This window comes from Actinomadura rifamycini DSM 43936, assembly GCF_000425065.1.
GTDB lineage: Bacteria > Actinomycetota > Actinomycetes > Streptosporangiales > Streptosporangiaceae > Spirillospora > Spirillospora rifamycini.
Genome location: NZ_KE384301.1, coordinates 250,043 through 267,028, shown reverse-complemented (window position 1 = coordinate 267,028; position 16,986 = coordinate 250,043). Strand labels below are relative to the sequence as shown.

Genomic DNA, 16,986 nt, shown 5'->3' with positions numbered 1-16,986 from the left:
CCGGCGCGGCGAGAATGATCCGGGCGCCGGGCCCGCCGGCGGACCGGGCGCCGCGCCGCAGCGCCCGCAGCGCCGGGACGGCGGTCAGCAGGTCCCCGAGCCCCAGGGCCCGCAGCACCAGCATCCGCCCCGCGGGAGCCCCGCCCCCCGGATCGCCGCGCGCCGGCCCGCCGTCCGCCGGGGCCGGGGTCACGGCCACGAGGTCTCCTCGGACTGCGCGACCACCAGTTCCCGCACCTCGCAGCCCGCCGGCTGGGCGAGCGCGAACGCCACGGTCGCCGCGACGTCCTCGGGCCGGTTCAGCTTGGCGTCCGGCCCCGGCCGGTACCGCGGGTCCCGGCCGTCGAAGAACGCGGTGTCCATGCCGCCGGGCACCACCATCGTCACGCCGACCCGCCCGGCCAGCTCCGCCGCCAGCGCGCGGGTGAACCCGACCACCCCGAACTTCGACGCGCAGTACGCGGTGGCGTCCGGGAACGCGCGGAACCCGAGCGTGGACGCGACCGTCACGATCCGCCCCTTCGGCTCGTTCTCCAGGTACGGGATCGCGGCGCGGACCACCGCGGCGGTGCCCAGCAGGTTGACCTGCACGACCCGCTCCCAGTCCTCGGCGGGCACGTCGTTCAGCGCGCCGCACGCGTCGATCCCGGCGGCCGTGACGACGGCGTGCAGCCCGCCGTTGGCGCGGGCCAGCCCGTGCACGGCCCGTTCGGCGCAGTGCCGGTCCGCCAGGTCCGCCTGCATGCACGGGAAGTCGTCCTTCGGCGGATGCAGGTCCAGGATCAGCGGCTTCCCGCCGTCGGCGGCGACGCGCCGCGCCACGGCCGCGCCGAGCCCGGACGCGCCGCCGGTGATGAGCACGTTCATGAGGCATGTCCCTTCGTGGTCGACAGCAGGCGCGTCGTGGAGCGCCCTTCGAGCAGCGGCAGCAGGACGACCTCGCCGCCGTGCGCCCGGACGGTCTCCGCCTCGGGCAGCGTCGTCCCGGCGTAGTCGGAGCCCTTCACCCACACGTCCGGCCGCAGGCGCTCCAGCAGCGGCGCCGGGGTGTCGTCGTCGAACACGACGGCGGCGTCCACGTCGCTCAGCGCCTCCAGCACCCGCACGCGGTCGGCGGCCGGCGTCACCGGACGGGACGGCCCCTTGCGGCGCCGCACCGACGCGTCCGAGTTCACGCACACGATCAGGCAGTCGCCGAGCCGCCGCGCCTGCTGCAGCATGCTGACGTGGCCCGCGTGCAGGAGGTCGAAGCAGCCGCCGGTCGCCACCACCGTCCCGCCCGCGCGCCGCGTCCGCTCGACGACGTCCCAGGCGTCCTCGCCGCGCTCGGGCACCAGCCGCGCCGAGCCGGTCTCGGCGAGCTGCGCGGCGACGCCCGCCGCCGCGCCCGCCCGGACGAACTCCGAGGCCCGCCGGACCCCCTCGGTGACGGCCGCGGTGAGCGCCCCGCCGTCCGCCAGCGCCTGGACGGCCCCGGCGGCGAAGCTGTCGCCCGCCCCGCAGGAGTCGCCGCGGGCGGGTTCGGCGGGCGCCAGGAACGGCGTCTCCGACCCGTCGCACAGCAGCGCCCCCTCCGCGCCGAGCGTCACCGCGACGCCCTCGATGCCCCACGACCGGCCGAGATGCCGGCCGCGGCGGCCCGCCGCCGACAGCCCGAACCCGGAGATGTCGGCGCCGTCGGCGGCGGCGAGCCGCGCCGCCTCCTCCTCGTTCGGGGTGAGCAGCCGCACCACCCCCGGCACCGGCGGCTCCCCGCGCGGATGCGGGTCCCACACCACCGGGACGCCCGGCGGCAGGTCCGCGAGCAGCGAGCGGACGGCGCGGTGCCGGGTGACGCCCCGGCCGTAGTCGGACACCAGCACCGCCCCCGCGCCGGAGATCGCCTCGGCGACGCGCGGGCCCACCGGCCCGTCCATCGCCTCGCCCTCCCCGGCGTCCAGCCGCGCCACCGACTGCCCGCCGGACCGGATCCGCAGCTTGCACGGCGTGCCGCCGTGCAGGTGGAACGCCGCGACGTCCACGTGCCGCTCCAGCATCGCGCGCAGCCGGCGGCCCGGATCGTCGTCGGCGAGCGCCGTCACCAGCACCACGTCCCGGCCCTCCGCCGCCGCGAGCAGCGCCGCCATCCCGGCGCCGCCCGGACGCGGCCGCTCCTCGGCCTGCTCGACCACCGGCACGGGCGCGTCCGGGCACAGCCGGCTGCTGCTGCCGACGATGTCGACGTCCAGCAGGACGTCCCCGATCACCACCAGCGGTCCCGTCATGAACCCACCCCCAGGGTCTCGTCGACCACCCCGCACAGCAGGTGGATCGCCGCGAGGTGGATCTCCTGGACGGTCGAGGTCGTTCCGGCGTCGACCGCGATCGCGTCGTCGCATGCGGCGGCGAGCGGGGTCGGGCCCGGACCGGTCACGGCCCAGGCCGCCATCCCGGCCCGCCGCGCCGCCCGCGCCGCCTCGATCACGTTCGCGCTGTTCCCGCTCGTGGACAGGCAGATCAGCACGTCGCCGCGGCGGCCGTGCGCCCGCACCTGCCGGGCGAACACGTCCAGCGGCCCGTAGTCGTTGCCGATCGCCGTCACCGCGGACGTGTCGCCGTGCAGCGGGATCGCCGACAGCGGCCGCCGCTCGTCCTCGAACCGTCCGGTCAGCTCGGCCGTCAGGTGCTGCGCCTCCGCCGCGCTGCCGCCGTTCCCGCAGGCCAGCAGGCGCCCGCCGGAATCCAGCACGCGGGCGAGGCGGCGGCCCCACACGGTGATCCGCGGGACGTGCTCGCGGAAGGCGAGCGCCGCCTCGGCCAGCGCCTCCAGCCGCGCGTCCTGCGCCGCGGCGAGCAGCCCCCGTTCCGTCACGCCCCTCCGTTCCGTCATGCCTGCCTCATGTGGGGGGCGACCCCCCACGCCCCCCGGCAAAAGCCGCCGCATGACGTCACTCCGCAGGCTCCGTTCCGTCATGCCTGCCTCATGTGGGGGGCGACCCCCCACGCCCCCCGGCAAAAGCCGCCGCATGACGTCACTCCGCAGGCTCCGTTCCGTCATGCGGCGACCTCGCAAAGCTCGGCGGCCCGCCGGTACACGCCGGCGGTGTCGGCGGCGACCCGCGCCCACGAGTAGCGGGTGCGGGCCCGGTCGGCGCTCGCGATGCCCATCGCGGCGCGGCGCACCGGATCGTCCAGCAGCTCCCGGACCGCCTTCGCGGCGGCCTCCGGGTCGCGCGGCGGGACCAGCAGCCCGGTGCCGCCGTCCACCACGGTGTCCAGGTGCCCGCCGACGGCGGTCGCGACGATCGGGACGCCGCACGCCATCGCCTCCAGCGGCACCATGCCGAACGGCTCGTACCAGGGGAGCGTCACCACGAGGCTCGCCGACCGCAGCAGCGGCGCGACGTCCGCGCGGGCGACCCGCCCGACGAAGTCGACCCGGTCGGCCGTGCCCGCCTCCGCGGCGACGCCGCGCAGCCGGCGGATCTCCGGGTCGGCGTCGAGGCCGCCGTGCGGCGGGCCCCCGGCGACGGCCAGCTCGGCGTCCGGCAGGTACGCCAGCGCCCGGATCGCCGTGTCGACGCCCTTGCGCTCGACGAGCCGGGACAGGACCACCAGCCGGTGCCGGCCGCCCGGCCCGGCGCCTCCGGGCGGGCCGCCCGCCGGGTCGCCGGGGCCGAACAGCTCCAGGTCCACCCCGCACGGCACGACCGACACCCGCTCGCCCGGGACGCCCATCGCGGTGAGCTCCTCCACCTCGTCCGAGCACGTCGCGATGACCGCGTCGGCGCCGCGGCCGATGGCCCGCTCCAGCCGGATCCGCCCCGCCGGGCTCGTGTCCTTGCCGCCCTGATGGCGGCGCTTGACGGTGCCGAGCGCGTGGTAGGTCTGCACGACCGGGACGTGCCGCTCCGCCGCGGCGTCCGCCGCCTGGAGCGCCGCGAGCCCGCTCATCCAGAAGTGCGCGTGCGCGACGTCCGGCGGCTCCGAGGACCAGCGGTCCCGCAGGTACCGGCCGAAGTCGCTCATCCACGGCAGCAGGTCGTCCTTGGGGATCCGCTCGGGCGGCCCCGCGGGGACGTGCTCGACCGTCACGCCCGGCGCGAGCCGCACCCGGCGCGGCGGGGCGGGCGCGTCGCGCCGGGTGTAGACCGTGACGTAGTGCCCCTGCCGTCCCAGCTCGGCGGCCAGCTCCGCGACGAACACGTTCTGCCCGCCGCCGTCGGCCCCGCCGAGGCCGCCCCTGGCGGCCAGCGGGCTGGCGTGCTCGGAGACCATGGCTATCCTCATCGCGTCACCTCCGTGAGTGTTCGCTGCCAGTCGCGCAGGAACCGCGGGAGCCCGTACCGTTCCACGGCGAAGGCCCGCGCCTCCTTGCCCAGCTGGCGGGCGCGCGGCGGGTCGGCGGCGAGGGCCGCGGCCGCGCCGGCCAGCGCGCCGACGCGGGTCGACAGCACCCCCGCCTCCGGCGGCACCGCCTCGACCGCCTCCGTCGTGGCGAGCGCCACCACGGGGAGGCCGAGCATCATCGCCTCGATCAGCGCGAGGCCGAGCGAGGTCCACCGGTAGGGGTGGACGTAGACGCGGCGGCGCGCGAGTTCCGCGTGCATCCGCGCCTGCGGCAGGTCCTCGAAGGTCCACAGCGACTCCGGAGGGACGCCGAGCCGTGCGGGCGCGTCCATCACGTTCATCCCGAACAGGTCCAGCGGGACGGCGGCGGCCAGCTCGGGGAGCAGGTCGGCGCCGGTGACGCGCCCCCGGCGCAGCGGGTCGTTGATCACCACGGCCGCGCGGGGCAGCTCGGCGGTGTACCGGTAGCCGGGGTCCACCACGCCGTGCTCGATGACCGTGACGGGGGCGCGGCCGCAGTTCCAGAAGAGGCGGTTGAAGTTCGTGACGTGCACGACCGGGATGTCGTCGCGGTCGTGCAGGAAGTGGCGGCTGTCCGGGACGACCTCCTCGGGCAGGCTCGCGTCGGCGGGGGTGCGGCGGGGGGTGTCGTGCTCGACGTAGACGGCCGGGACGTCGATCCCGGGCCGGCGGCCGAGCCACTCCTCGGTGAGCCGCAGCTCGTGGGGGCGCTGCAGGACGACGGCGTCCACGTGCTCGCCGCGGAGCCGGTCGTACGGGACCTCCACGGCGCGGTCCGGCCACGTGAAGGTGCCGGGGCGGCCGCGCCCGTCCGGCCCCCGGTCCGGGACGACGGGGACGAGCGTGGTCTGCGGGCCGTGCACGAACGAGGTCGCCCACGAACCGTGCACGTGCCACATCAGGACTCTCATCGGGCCGGGGCCTCCTCCGGTACGGCGGCCACGACCTCCACGGCCGCGGCGACCTCGTCGGCGGTGACGGACGCCAGGCACGGGTGCCCGTCGACCGGGCACTCGCGGGCGCGGGTGTCCTTGCAGGGGGCCTGCTGGTCGCCCAGCAGCGCCATCGGCACCCCGAACGGGGCCCACCGCGCCGCCGGGACCGTCGGCGCGAACAGCGACACCACCGGCGTACCGACGGCCGCCGCCAGGTGCGCGGGCCCGGTGTTGCCCGCGACCACCGCCCGCGCGCCCGCCAGGACCGACGCGAGCTCCGGCAGCGACGTCCGTCCGCCCAGGTCCAGGCCGCACTCCCCGGCGACCCGCGCGGTCAGCTCCTTCTCGTCGCCGTGCCCGGTGACGACGACCCGGTGGCCCGCCGCGTCCAGCAGCCGCACGGCCTCGGCGCAGCGCTCCGGCGGCCACGCCCGCGCCGGCACCGACGTGCCGGGGTGGACGATCACGTAGCCGGGGCCGCCCGTCAGGTGGGCGGTGTCGGGCAGCGGCCCGCGCACCCGCAGCCGGGTGTCGGCCGGGGCCGGGAACCCGGCGTCCTCGGCCAGCGCGAGCATCCGCAGCGGCTCGGGGATGTCGGCGTCGGGCCGGTGCCGCAGGTCCAGCAGCGACCCGGGGTAGTCCTCGCTGATCCCCCCGATCCACGGGATGCCCGCCAGCCGCAGCAGCAGCGCCAGCGGCAGCGGCGACTGGTGGAACGACGTCAGGATCAGCGCCCGGTCGAAGCCCCGCACCAGCTCGACGAGCCGGTCGACGTCGTCCCGCCGGACGGGGCCCGGCTCGGGGTCGATCCACGGCGCGCACCACTCGATCACCCGGTCCGCGCCGGGCAGCAGGTCAGCGGCGGGCCGGCCGCGCGGCCCGCACAGGAACGCCACCTCGTCGGCGCGCTCCGCCACGGCCCGCACCGCGGGCCCGGCGAGCAGCACGTCGCCGATGTTGTCCTGGCGTGCGACGAGGACCCTCATCGGCGCCGCCCCCCGCCCAGCACGAGCTCGACGGCCGCGCGCAGCGTCGGCGCCGTCTCCTTCGCCGCCGCGATCTCCGCGGGCAGCGTCCGCGCGGTCGGCACCAGGATGCCGCGCGCGCCCGCCGCCGCGGCGGCCTCGACGTCCCGCCCGATGTCGCCGATCACGGCGATCTCCGACGGCAGCGCCCCGAGCCGCCGCGCGGCCCGCTCGATCATGCCGGGCGCCGGCTTGCGGCACCCGCACCCGTCGCCGCCGTCGTGCGGGCAGAACTCCCACACGTCGATGCGTCCGAGCAGCTCCTCGACGCGCGCGTTCACCCGGCGGACGTCGCCCGCCGTGATGCGGCCCTTGGCGACGCCCGACTGGTTCGACACGACCCCGATCCGCACGCCGTGCCGCCGCAGCCGCTCCAGCGCCCGCCGCGCCCCCGGCATCGGCTCGACCCGCGCCGGGTCGCCGTTGTACGGGACGTCCCTGATGAGCGTGTCGTCGCGGTCGAACAGCACCACCCGGGGCCCGGCCCACGGCCGCGCCCGCCCGTGCAGGAGCAGCCCCCGCACCCGGTGCCGCACCGCCGCGGGCGGGATCACGGCGCTGGTCACGGCCATCCGGACGATCTCGCCGGGCGTCCGGGGCCCCGGCCGGATCCGCTCCGCCGCGAACCGCACGGTCAGCGCGGCCCAAGCCGCCCCCGCCGCCACGGCCACGACCTTCCCGGCCGCCGGCCTCCCGCGCCGTCCCGACCCCCCGAACCCGCGCCGAGCGACCGTCCGGACAAGCGCGGTGCCCTGCCCCGCCGACGGCCCCCCGCCACGCCGGGCGGCCGCCCGGCGCCAGGGGCCCGAGCCGTGGGCCGCCGATCGGACGGGTGCGGTGGCCGATGCTGCGAACGGGATTCTCGTGGGCCGGGTGGCCGCCTTTCGGAAGCGTGCGGTGGCTGGGGGGCGCGGGGCCGCGGTGAGGGTCAGGGCGGCCGCGGCGGTGGTGAGGACGTGCTCGCGGAGGCGGCCGCGGCCCTCGCCGGCGCGGGAGCGCCAGGACGGGCCGTGCAGGCGCCGCATGAGGACGTCGTCGGCGTTGCCCGCCTGCGCCCGGACGGACGCCCAGAAACCGTCGGGACGGACCGGGTGCGTCACCTCGCGGTCGCCCCGGACGAGGACGCGGCCGGTGTCGAGGACGCGGAGCGCGAGGTCGGCGTCCTCCCGGTAGGCGCGGTGGAACCGCTCGTCGAAGCCGCCGACCTCGGCCAGGACGCCGCGCCGGTAGGCCATGTCGGCGGTGATCCACTCGGCGGTCTCGAGCGCGATGGTGCCGCGCTCCCCGTCGGTGGGGCGGCGGCCCTCCGGGCGCGGCACGACGACGCGGCCCTGCGAGCCGGCGACCTCGGGCGGCAGGTCCGCGAGGTCGGCGGCGAGGCGCTCCGGCCAGCGGGGGCCGGGGACGACGTCGTCGTCGAGGAACGCGACCCACTCGGTCGCGGCGGCCCGCCAGCCGGTGTTGCGGGCGGCGGCCGGGCCGCGCCCGCCCGAGCGCAGCACGCGCAGGTCCGATTCTCCGGTGTCGGGCAGCGGCAGCGGCGCGCCCGGGACCGGACGGTCGTCGACGACGATGATCTCGTGCGGCGCGGGCGCGGCGCCGCCGAGGGCGGCGAGCAGCGCGCTCAGCGTGCCGCGCAGGCTCTCCCGCCCGACGGTCGGCACGACCACGGTGTAACCCATCAGGCGTGCACCTCCCGGCGCCGGACGACGAAGGGGCCGATGGCGAGGAGGTCCACCGGGGCGGACCCGAAGCATTCGAGCGCGTCCCGGGGATCGTCGACCATCGGGCGCCCCGCCGTGTTCAGGCTCGTGTTGATCACGACGGGGATCCCGGTGCGGCGGTCGAACTCGCGCAGCAGCCGGGCGACGAGGGGCTCGTCGTCGTCCGCGACCGTCTGGATGCGGGCGGTCCCGTCGACGTGGACGACCGCGGGGATCCGCTCGCGCCACTCGGGGCGCACGTCGTGCACGAACAGCATGTACGGGCTGGGCAGCGGGCCCTCGAAGATCTCCGCCGCCCGGTCGAGGGACACCATCGGCGCGATCGGCCGGAACTGCTCGCGGCCCTTCACGTCGTTGAGCCGCTCGACGTTCGCGGCGTGCCCGGGGTGGGCCAGGAGCGAGCGGTGGCCGAGCGCGCGCGGGCCGAACTCCGAGCGCCCCTGGAACCAGGCGACGACCCGGTCCTGCGCGAGGGCCTCGGCCACGGTCGAGGCCAGGTCGGCGGGACGCTCGTAGGGGATCTTCGCGACGTCGAGGCGGGCGGCGATCTCGTCGTCGTCCCAGCCGCGCCCGAGGTCGGCGCCCGGCATCGCCTCGATCTCGTCGCCGGACGCGCGCGCCACGTGCAGGGCCGCGCCGAGCGCGGTGCCGGCGTCGCCCGCGGCGGGCTGCACCCACAGGTCGTCGTAGGGTCCGGCCTCGGCGAGGCGGGAGTTGGCGACGCAGTTGAGCGCGACGCCGCCGGCCAGCATGAGGCGGGACGATCCGGTGCGGCCGTGCAGCCAGCCCGCGAGGTCGAGCAGCACCTCCTCGAGGCGGGCCTGGACGCTCGCGGCGAGGTCGGCGTGGTCGCGGGTCCATTCGGCGTCCGCCGTGCGGGCCTTCGCCAGCGAGCCCCAGTCGACGGGCGCGACCGCGAAGCCGCCGTCGCCGGTCGCGGCGACGTGCTCGCGCAGCTCGGCGAGGAACCGCGGCTCCCCGTAGGAGGCCAGGGCCATCACCTTGTACTCGTCGCTGGAGCGCAGGAAGCCGAGGTGCTCGGTCAGGTCCTCGTACATCAGCCCGAGCGAGTGCGGCAGCCGCTGCGCGTGCAGCGGCGTGAGGGCGCCGTCCGCGTACGTCCCGGCGAGGTGCGAGTGGGACTCGCCGCGGCCGTCCAGGACGAGGACGTCGCCTTCGCCGGGTCCGGGCGCGGCGAGGGCCGCGGACGCCGCGTGCGCCACATGGTGCGGGACGAACCGGACGATGCCGGGGTCGAGCCCGGGAAGCGCGGTGGCCAGGAAGTTCGGCGCGCGCCGTGCGTACAGGGTGCGCAGCCGCTCCCAGTTCGCGTCGTGCCCGTCGAGGTCCGGTTCGACGAGGCTCGGATCGTACGAGTAGGCCACCGCGTCGAGGTCGCCGGGCTCCAGCCCGGCCCGGTCCAGGCACCAGCGGGCCGCCTTCTCCGGCAGTTCCCACCCGGAGAAGGGCACCGGCCGCTTGCCGTGCTTGCGGCGGCTGAGCCGCTCTTCCTCGGTGGCGGCCACGACCCGGCCGTCCACCACCAGCGCGGCGGCCGGATCGTGAAAAATCGCATTGATTCCGAGCACACGCATGACAAAGCCCCGTTCGGCGCACGGTCGATGTGGAACGGCGATGTCTGCGTCATAGACATCGGCTGGGGTGGAGAAATCCCCTATAGGTAATTCCGGGCATTGCCGAGAACTGGGGCGCTAAACGCGGTAGAGGTGAAAAGGCACTGGTGAGAGTCGTGGCACGTCAGAGCCGATTCCGGTCTCGGGCGGGCGCATGAGGGGCCGCGCCGGGGGTAGCGCCGACCCATGCGCTATACCGTCGTCGTCATCACCAGGGACCGGCGCGAATCCCTGCTGGCCGTCCTCGCCCGCCTGCGGGACCTGCCGGACGGCCCGCCGGTCATCGTGGTCGACAACGCCTCCGGGGACGGCACGCCGGACGCGGTCGCCGCGGAGTTCCCCGCGGCCCGGCTGATCAGGTCGCCGGAGAACCTCGGGGCCGTCGCCCGGAACCTCGCGGTCGACCACGTGCGGACGCCGTACGCGGCGTTCTGCGACGACGACACCTGGTGGGAGCCGGACGCCCCGGCCCGCGCGGCGGCGCTGCTGGACGCGCACCCGCGGCTCGCCGTCGTCACCGGCCGGATCCTGGTGGAGCCCGGCGGGCGCGAGGACCCGATCGTCCCCGAGCTGCGGGACTCGCCCGTCCCCGGCCCGCCGGGGCTGCCGGGGCCCGCGCTCGGGTCGTTCCTGGCGGGCGCGTCCATGGTCCGCGTCGAGGCGTTCCGGGAGGCGGGCGGGTTCTCGCCGCGGCTGTGGCTGGGCGGCGAGGAGGAGCTGCTCAGCGCCGACCTGATGACGCGCGGCTGGCACCTGTGCTACGCCGAGGACGTCGTCGTGCACCACGCGCCGTCCCCGCTGCGGGACGCGCACCTGCGGCGCCGCCACGGCATCCGCAACACGCTGTGGTTCACGTGGCTGCGCCGCCCGCTGCCCGCCGCCGCGCGCCGCACCGCCGGGCTGCTGCGGACGCTGCCCCGCGACCGGGTCACCGCCGCCGCGCTCGCGGAGGCGGCGGCCGGGCTCGGCTGGGTCGCGCGGGAGCGCCGCCCGCTGCCCCGCGACGTCGAGGACCGCCTGCGCACCCTGGAGGCGTCCCAGCGGACGTCCAGGGCCCGCCGCTACGTGAGCTGACCGGCCCGGGAGGGACCGCACATGACCGATATCCGCTCCGAGGCCGCCGCCCGCGTGCGGCCGCCCGAGACGTCCGGGGTCACGATCGTCGTCGCGACCCGCGACCGCGCCCCGGAGCTGCGCCGCAGCCTCGCCCGGCACGCCGCCCCGGTGATCGTCGCCGACAACGCGTCCGCCGACGGGACCGCCGACGCCGCCGCGGCGGCGGGCGCCCGGGTGCTGCGGCTGCCGGGCAACCGCGGCGCCGCCGCCCGCAACGCCGGCGCGGTCGAGGCCGGCACCCGCTACGTCGCGTTCGCCGACGACGACTCCTGGTGGGCGCCCGGCTCGCTCGCCCGCGCCGTGGAGATCCTCGACGCGCATCCGCGGGTCGCACTGCTCGCGGCCCGCGTGCTCGTCGGCCCGGAGGAGCGGCTCGACCCGGTGTCGGCGGAGATGGCCGCCGCGCCCCTCGGCCGCCCGGACGGGCTGCCGGGCCCCGCGGTCCTCGGCTTCCTCGCCTGCTCGGCCGTCGTGCGCCGCGACGCGTTCCTCGACGTCGGCGGCTTCTCGGACGTCCTGCACTTCGCGGGCGAGGAGGAGCTGCTGGCCCTCGACCTGGCCGCCGCGGGCTGGGGGATGGCGTACGTGCCCGAGCTGGTCGTGCACCACCACCCGTCGCGGGAGGTCCGCGACCAGGCCTGGCGCCGCGCCCGGGAGACCCGCAACCGGCTCCTGACCGCGTGGCTGCGGCGCCCGCCGGCGGTGGTCGCCCGCACCGCCGCGGCCGCGCTGCGCACCCCGGACGGACGCGCCGGGCTCGCCGCCGCCGTCCGGGTGCTGCCCCGCGTGCTGCGCGACCGCCGCTCCCTGCCGCCCGCGGTCGAGGCCGACAAGGCCCGGCTCGAGAACTGCTGAACCGGCGGGACGGCCCACCGAACGCGCGCCCCGCGGAAACGCCCCGGACGGGTCAGGGGCGGGCGCGGCGCGCGATGACCACCAGGTCGAGCGCGGCGATGACGGCGACGGCCGCGCACAGGCCCGCCGCCGCCCACTCCCCGTCGCCGCCGTCCGCGGCGGCGCTCACCGCGAAGACGATCGCGGCGGCGGCCGCCGCGACCAGCGCGACCGACGACAGCACCGCCCGCAGCCGCAGCGGACTGCGGGCGGTGAGCGGTTCGGTGCCGGGCCGCCGCCCGCGGCGCTCCGGACGGTGCCCCCGGCCGTGTCCCTGCCCGTCTCCCTGCCCGTGTCCCTGCTCGCGGCCCCGGCCGTCCTCCGGTCGCCGCGGGCCGGGCCCGCCGTCGCCCGCCACGGCTACCGGGCGAACGTGCCGACGAGCGTCCCCGCCGCCACGACCTTGTCCTGCATCGCGACGCGCAGGTCCTCCGCGGTGAACCCGCGGCCCAGCCCGGACGGCTCCGCGAGCCCGTACAGCCGGAAGAAGTACCGGTGCGGGTCGTCGCCGACCGGCGGCTTGGGCCCGCCGTACCCTTCGGCGCCGTAGTCGTTGCGGCCGAGGACGGCCCCGGTCGGCCGCTCGCCCGGGTCCAGCCCGGTCGTCGCCGGGTCGATCCCGGCCACCAGCCAGTGCGCGAAGGTGCCGGTGGGCGCGTCCGGGTCCTCGCAGGCCAGCGCGATCTCCACGACCTCCTCGGGGGCCTCCGACCACTCCAGCGGCGGGGACACGTCGCCGCTGTCGTGCGAGTACTCCGACGGGATGATCGTGTGGTCGTTGAACGCTCCGCTGCGCAGGGTCATCTCCTTCATGCCGACCCCGTGCCCGGAGGGAACGGGACGAACCGTGCGCGGTTCCGGCCGTCCCGCCCGCGGCCGCGGGTCAGCCCGCGCTGGACGCCGCCCAGATGTTGATGCCCGCCTCCACCGCGTCCCGGTCGATCGCGGCCAGCTCGTCGGCGGTGAAGTCCGGCCGGTCCAGGGCGGCGAGGTTCTCCTCGAGCTGAGCGACGCTGCTCGCGCCGATCAGCGCCGAGGTGACCCGCCCGTCCCGCAGCGACCAGGCGAGGGCCAGCTGCGCGAGGGACTGGCCCCGCCCCGCCGCGATTTCGTTCAGCGTCCGGACGTGCCGCAGGTTCTCCTCGGTCAGCAGGTCCGGCGAGAACGACGTGCCCCTGCTGGCCCGCGACCCCGCCGGGACCCCGTCGAGGTACTTGCCGGTCAGCATCCCCTGCGCCAGCGGGGAGAACGCGATGCAGCCGACGCCCTCCGCCTCCAGCGTGTCGAGCAGCCCGCCCTCGATCCACCGGTTCAGCATCGAGTACGACGGCTGGTGGATCAGCAGCGGCGTGCCCATCTCCCGCAGGATCGCCGCGGCCTCGGCCGTCCGCTCCGGCGAGTACGACGAGATGCCCGCGTACAGCGCCTTCCCGGACCGGACGGCGTGGTCCAGCGCGCCCATCGTCTCCTCGAGCGGCGTCTCCGGGTCGAACCGGTGGCTGTAGAAGATGTCGACGTAGTCCACGCCCATCCGCCGCAGCGACTGGTCCAGGCTGGCGAGCAGGTACTTGCGCGAGCCCCACTCGCCGTACGGGCCGGGCCACATGTCGTAGCCCGCCTTCGTCGAAATGATCAGCTCGTCGCGGTAGGGGGCGAGGTCCGCCCGCAGGATCCGGCCGAAGTTGCTCTCCGCGGACCCGTACGGCGGGCCGTAGTTGTTCGCCAGGTCGAAGTGCGTCACCCCGAGGTCGAACGCGCGGCGCAGGATCGCCCGCTGCACGTCCAGCGGGCGGTCGTCGCCGAAGTTGTGCCACAGCCCCAGCGAGATCGCCGGGAGCCGCAGCCCGCTGCGCCCGCACCGCCGGTAGGGCGCCTGGTCGTATCGATCGTCAGCGGCCACATAGGTCATGGCCACGATTGTGTCAGCGGCCGGGACTTGCCGGACCGGCGCCGGATCGTCCATGATCGGGCCATGACGATCAGGAAGGGCGGTCTCCGCCCGGGCCGTTGAGCCCCACCGCGCCGGTCCCGGAACCGGCCGAAGAACGCGCGGGCGAACTCCTCGCGCGCGTCGAACCCCTCCCGTACCCGGAGCGCATGCGCGCCCTGGCCCTGCACGCCCGGCGCCTCGCCGGGACCCCCGCGCTGACCGCGCTCCTCGACGAGCTGGCCGCGGGCGGACGGTACGAGCGCCGCACCGCACTGCACATGGCGATGGCCGCCCGCCGCCTCCCGTTCATCGAGCGCGCCCTCGCGGGCCCCGATCCGGCGCTGCGGCGGGCCGCGCTGCGCGCCGTCCGGACGCTCCCCGTCGCCGACGACGCGGCGGCGGCCGTCTTGGACGACGCCCCCGCCGACCTGCGGCGGGCTTTCTACCGGACGCTGCGGCACGGCGACCGCGCCGCGCTCGCCGACCGCCTCCTGCCGGACGTCCGCGCCCGCTGGGGCGACCGGGAGGCGGCCGCGCTGCTGCCCGCCTGCTCCGGCGGCGCGGTCGCCCGGTGGCTGCCGGACCTGGACGGCGCCGTCACCGCGTGGCGGGCCCTCGCCGAGCGGCATCCCGGCCCGCTCCTCGCGCTCGCCCGGCGGCGGGCGGCGGAGTGGGGCTGGCTGCGCCGCCGCGGGCCCGTCCCCGCCGCCCTGGCCCGGCACGACCCGGCGGGGCTGCTCGAACTCCTCGAGCGGGAGGACGTCCGCAACGCCGTGCGGGGGCGACTCCCGAAGACGGTCGCGCGGCGGCTGTTCGCGGTCGACGCCGTCCGCGCCGGCCGGCTGGCGATCGCCGCGGGCGGTCCGTACGGCGGGCTGCTCTCGCGGGACGAGCACCTGCACTCCCTGCCCGACCGGGAACTGCTGGGCACCCTGCCGGCCGACGGCCACGGGCTCGCCCGGATGTTCGCGCTCATCCGACCGGGGCGCCGCGGCCCGCTGTTCGACGCGATCGTGGAGCGGCGCGGGGGCCCGTTCCCGGGCCTGCAGGCGTTCCCGCTGCTCCCGCTGCTGCCGCCGGACCGCGCCGCGGCGGAGGCACGGCGGATGCTCGACTGGCACGGGTCGGTGTGGCACTCGGCCCGCCTCAGGCTGGACGATCCCGACATCCCGCTGAAGCTGACCGCCCACCTCCCGTACGCGGAGGCGGCCGGGCCGCTGCGGGAGGCGGCGCTCACCGGCGACCCGAAGCGGCGCGGGCTCGCCCGCGGGCTGCTGGTCGGGGCGGCGGCCCGCACCGGCGACGGCACGGTGCTGCTCGGCGTGGTCCGCGAGCTGGCGGACCGCGCCCGCCGCGAGCGGGACCCGCTGCGGCGCGCGCTGATCGAGGCGCTCGCGTCCGTCCCGGTGGCCCTCCTGGGCGGCGCGCTCGCCGGGCCGCTGGACGGGCTCGCCGCGGCGGCCGTCGAGTCCCGCGACTCCTCGAAGGCGACGCGGCGGGCGCTGCGGAACCTGGCCGACCGCGCGCTCGCCCACGCCCCGGACCTGCGGCCGTGGGCGTACGGGGTCTACGACCGGCTGGTCGCGCGGTGCGGCACCGAGCAGCTCCGGGACGACGACCACTACCTCGACCTCGTCCTGCCGCGCGGCGCCGAGCACGACCTGCTGGACGTCCTGCGCCCCCGGCTGCGGGCCGCCCGGGAGCGGCGCGACCCCGCGCTCGCGATCGAGCTGGCGTGGTCCCTCCACCGCCGGGCCTTCCGGCTGGCCGAGATCCAGGACGACCTGCGCGCCGGGGCGCTCGACCGCCCGGCCCGCCGCGCCGACCGCGCGGCGGAGCTCGTGGCGGCCGACCCGGCCGCGGTCGAGGTGCCCGAGGTCTGGCGCGTCGTCGCGAGCCGCCGCACCGACCTGCTGGGGCGCGCCGCCCTCGGGGAGCGGACGTCCCGGGTGCGGCCGCAGGACCCGGGACGCTGGACGCCCGCCCAGGTCGACCGGGTCCGGGAGGCGCTGAACGGCGTCGCGCGCGACGACGCGCCGCCGGCGGACACGCGGATCGCGGCCGTCGCGTCCCTCGGCCGCCTCCCCGGGACCCTCGACGATCTCGCCGCGTGGGCCGGCGGGGCCGACGCCGTCCTCGCCGAGGCCGCGATGGAGGCGATGGCGGGGACGGACCGCCCGGCGGAGGCGCTCGGCCTCCTGCTCGGGTTCGCGCGCGGCGCGGGCTCGCCGTACGCGGTCGCGGCCGTCGCGGGCTGCTGCGCCGGGGTGGCGCCGTCCACGCTCGGCCCCGTGCTGGCGGGGACGCTGACCGGGCCGGACGCGAAGGTGACGGCGCGCAAGCAGGCCGCCCGGCTGCTGGAGCGGCTGCGGCCGCCCGGCGCGGCGGACGCCCTGCTCGGCGCGTGGCGCGATCCGCACCTGCACCGGGACGTGCGCGCCGCCGTCGCCGCGGCGCTGCGCCGGATCCCCGAGGACCCCCGGACCTTCACCGCCCTGGAGGACGCCGCCGGGCCGTACGCGTCCGAACCGCTGCTCCGGACGCTCTTCCAGGCGGTGCCGGAGGAGTACGCGCCGGCCGTCCGGCCCCGGTACGCCGCGCTGGTCAGGCGGCTGCTCGCCGCCGCGGACGGCCCGGGCGTGCGGTGGCGCGGGACGGCGGCGTTCGGGGTGTGGGCGCGCCACTACGAGGGCGGCTTCGACGACCTGCTCGCCGCCGTGGGGGACCCCGCGGACCCCGCCGGGGACGCCGAGCTGCCCGTCCTGGAGGCACTGATGTACGCCGGGGCGGTCCGCGGCGAGGTCCTCGGCGTCCTGGAGCGGCTGCTGCCCGAGGCCGGTGCCCGCGGGCCCGCCCGGCGCCGCCTGCTCTCCCTCGTGCGGGTGCTCGCCGCGAGGCACGGCCGGGGCCGCGCCGACCCCGCGGCGGCCGACCTGGCCCGCCGGGCGGCCGCGCTGCTGGCGCCCCATCCGCTGCACCTCCAGCAGGTCGTGGACCTGGCGTTCGCGTCCCCGCCACTGGCCGAGCCCCGCCTGGCCACGGCGGGCGAGCTCGCCGCGGCGGTCGGGTCCCTCGCGGAACTGCTGCGCGACCGGCCGGCGGTGGCGCTGGGGCTGGACTGGCGCTTGAGGAGCGTCTTCGGCCACCGGCGCGGCCGGCGGGCGCCGCTGCCGCCGCCGCTCCTCCTGCCCGCCGTGCGGGGCCTGATCGCACAAGGGCACCTGGTGGCGCACCTGCTGGCGATGCGGGCCGTCGGCACGGCGGGCGACGCGGCGGGGTGGCCGGACGAGTGGCGGGCGGTGCTGGACGACCTGCGCCGTTCGCCGCACGTGGACGTCCGGGTGCAGGCGATCGACGCCGACCCGGACGGGTGACCGG

At 77.8% G+C, this 16,986-nt stretch carries 14 protein-coding genes and 1 pseudogene; 3 read left to right on the top strand and 12 right to left on the bottom strand.

Features of this window, described 5'->3' with window-relative positions:
• The 9 genes and pseudogenes from H505_RS51335 to H505_RS0137970 all read right to left on the bottom strand — a co-directional run.
• Positions 1-199 (bottom strand): annotated as a pseudogene (locus tag H505_RS51335) (hypothetical protein); the annotation flags it as partial.
• Positions 190-867, bottom strand: a complete 678-nt coding sequence (locus H505_RS0138005; protein WP_026406150.1) for an SDR family oxidoreductase — start codon at positions 865-867, stop codon at positions 190-192. The pseudogene H505_RS51335 and the gene H505_RS0138005, both read right to left, overlap by 10 nt.
• Entirely contained in the window at positions 864-2,264 is a 1,401-nt protein-coding gene (gene rfaE2 / locus H505_RS0138000) for a D-glycero-beta-D-manno-heptose 1-phosphate adenylyltransferase (protein ID WP_026406149.1), read from the bottom strand. Before rfaE2 ends, H505_RS0138005 begins: the two co-directional genes overlap by 4 nt.
• On the bottom strand, positions 2,261-2,869 hold the full coding sequence (locus H505_RS0137995) for a D-sedoheptulose-7-phosphate isomerase (protein ID WP_084551290.1): 609 nt from the start codon (positions 2,867-2,869) through the stop codon (positions 2,261-2,263). The genes rfaE2 and H505_RS0137995 overlap by 4 nt, the downstream gene beginning before the upstream one ends.
• 164 nt (positions 2,870-3,033) lie before the next feature.
• Positions 3,034-4,269, bottom strand: coding sequence for a glycosyltransferase (locus H505_RS0137990; RefSeq protein WP_026406147.1), 1,236 nt, complete (start codon positions 4,267-4,269; stop codon positions 3,034-3,036).
• On the bottom strand, positions 4,266-5,261 hold the full coding sequence (locus tag H505_RS0137985) for a glycosyltransferase (RefSeq protein ID WP_026406146.1): 996 nt from the start codon (positions 5,259-5,261) through the stop codon (positions 4,266-4,268). Before H505_RS0137985 ends, H505_RS0137990 begins: the two co-directional genes overlap by 4 nt.
• Positions 5,258-6,271: a glycosyltransferase family 9 protein gene (locus tag H505_RS0137980; protein WP_026406145.1), complete on the bottom strand. Its 1,014-nt coding sequence runs from the start codon at positions 6,269-6,271 to the stop codon at positions 5,258-5,260. Before H505_RS0137980 ends, H505_RS0137985 begins: the two co-directional genes overlap by 4 nt.
• Positions 6,268-7,992 (bottom strand): HAD-IIIA family hydrolase, encoded by a 1,725-nt coding sequence (locus tag H505_RS0137975; protein WP_034521839.1) that lies wholly within the window; start codon positions 7,990-7,992, stop codon positions 6,268-6,270. The genes H505_RS0137980 and H505_RS0137975 overlap by 4 nt, the downstream gene beginning before the upstream one ends.
• A complete protein-coding gene (locus H505_RS0137970; RefSeq protein ID WP_026406143.1) occupies positions 7,992-9,629 on the bottom strand; it encodes a carbamoyltransferase family protein in 1,638 nt (545 codons plus the stop codon). Before H505_RS0137970 ends, H505_RS0137975 begins: the two co-directional genes overlap by 1 nt.
• A gap of 225 nt (positions 9,630-9,854) precedes the next feature.
• Here H505_RS0137970 and H505_RS0137965 point away from each other — a divergent pair, with 225 nt between their 5' ends.
• Together H505_RS0137965 and H505_RS0137960 are read left to right on the top strand one after the other, a co-directional pair.
• Positions 9,855-10,742 carry a glycosyltransferase family 2 protein gene (locus H505_RS0137965; protein WP_026406142.1) on the top strand — a complete coding sequence of 296 codons (888 nt, stop codon included), beginning with the start codon at positions 9,855-9,857 and terminating at the stop codon, positions 10,740-10,742.
• 21 nt (positions 10,743-10,763) lie between these two features.
• The gene (locus tag H505_RS0137960; RefSeq protein ID WP_051301613.1) at positions 10,764-11,639 is read left to right on the top strand and encodes a glycosyltransferase family 2 protein; all 876 of its coding nucleotides are present in this window, start codon (positions 10,764-10,766) and stop codon (positions 11,637-11,639) included.
• Positions 11,640-11,691: 52 nt separating this feature from the next.
• Here H505_RS0137960 and H505_RS51330 read toward each other — a convergent pair whose 3' ends face one another.
• From H505_RS51330 to mgrA, 3 genes are all read right to left on the bottom strand, one after another.
• Positions 11,692-12,036 carry a DUF6343 family protein gene (locus H505_RS51330; RefSeq protein ID WP_211238640.1) on the bottom strand — a complete coding sequence of 115 codons (345 nt, stop codon included), beginning with the start codon at positions 12,034-12,036 and terminating at the stop codon, positions 11,692-11,694.
• 2 nt (positions 12,037-12,038) lie between these two features.
• Positions 12,039-12,491: a YbhB/YbcL family Raf kinase inhibitor-like protein gene (locus H505_RS0137950; RefSeq protein WP_026406140.1), complete on the bottom strand. Its 453-nt coding sequence runs from the start codon at positions 12,489-12,491 to the stop codon at positions 12,039-12,041.
• Between the two features lie 70 nt (positions 12,492-12,561).
• On the bottom strand, positions 12,562-13,587 hold the full coding sequence (gene mgrA / locus H505_RS0137945; RefSeq protein WP_026406139.1) for an L-glyceraldehyde 3-phosphate reductase: 1,026 nt from the start codon (positions 13,585-13,587) through the stop codon (positions 12,562-12,564).
• Positions 13,588-13,685: 98 nt separating this feature from the next.
• Here mgrA and H505_RS46930 point away from each other — a divergent pair, with 98 nt between their 5' ends.
• Positions 13,686-16,982 carry a hypothetical protein gene (locus H505_RS46930; protein ID WP_051301612.1) on the top strand — a complete coding sequence of 1,099 codons (3,297 nt, stop codon included), beginning with the start codon at positions 13,686-13,688 and terminating at the stop codon, positions 16,980-16,982.
• The last annotated feature ends 4 nt before the right edge of the window (positions 16,983-16,986 follow it).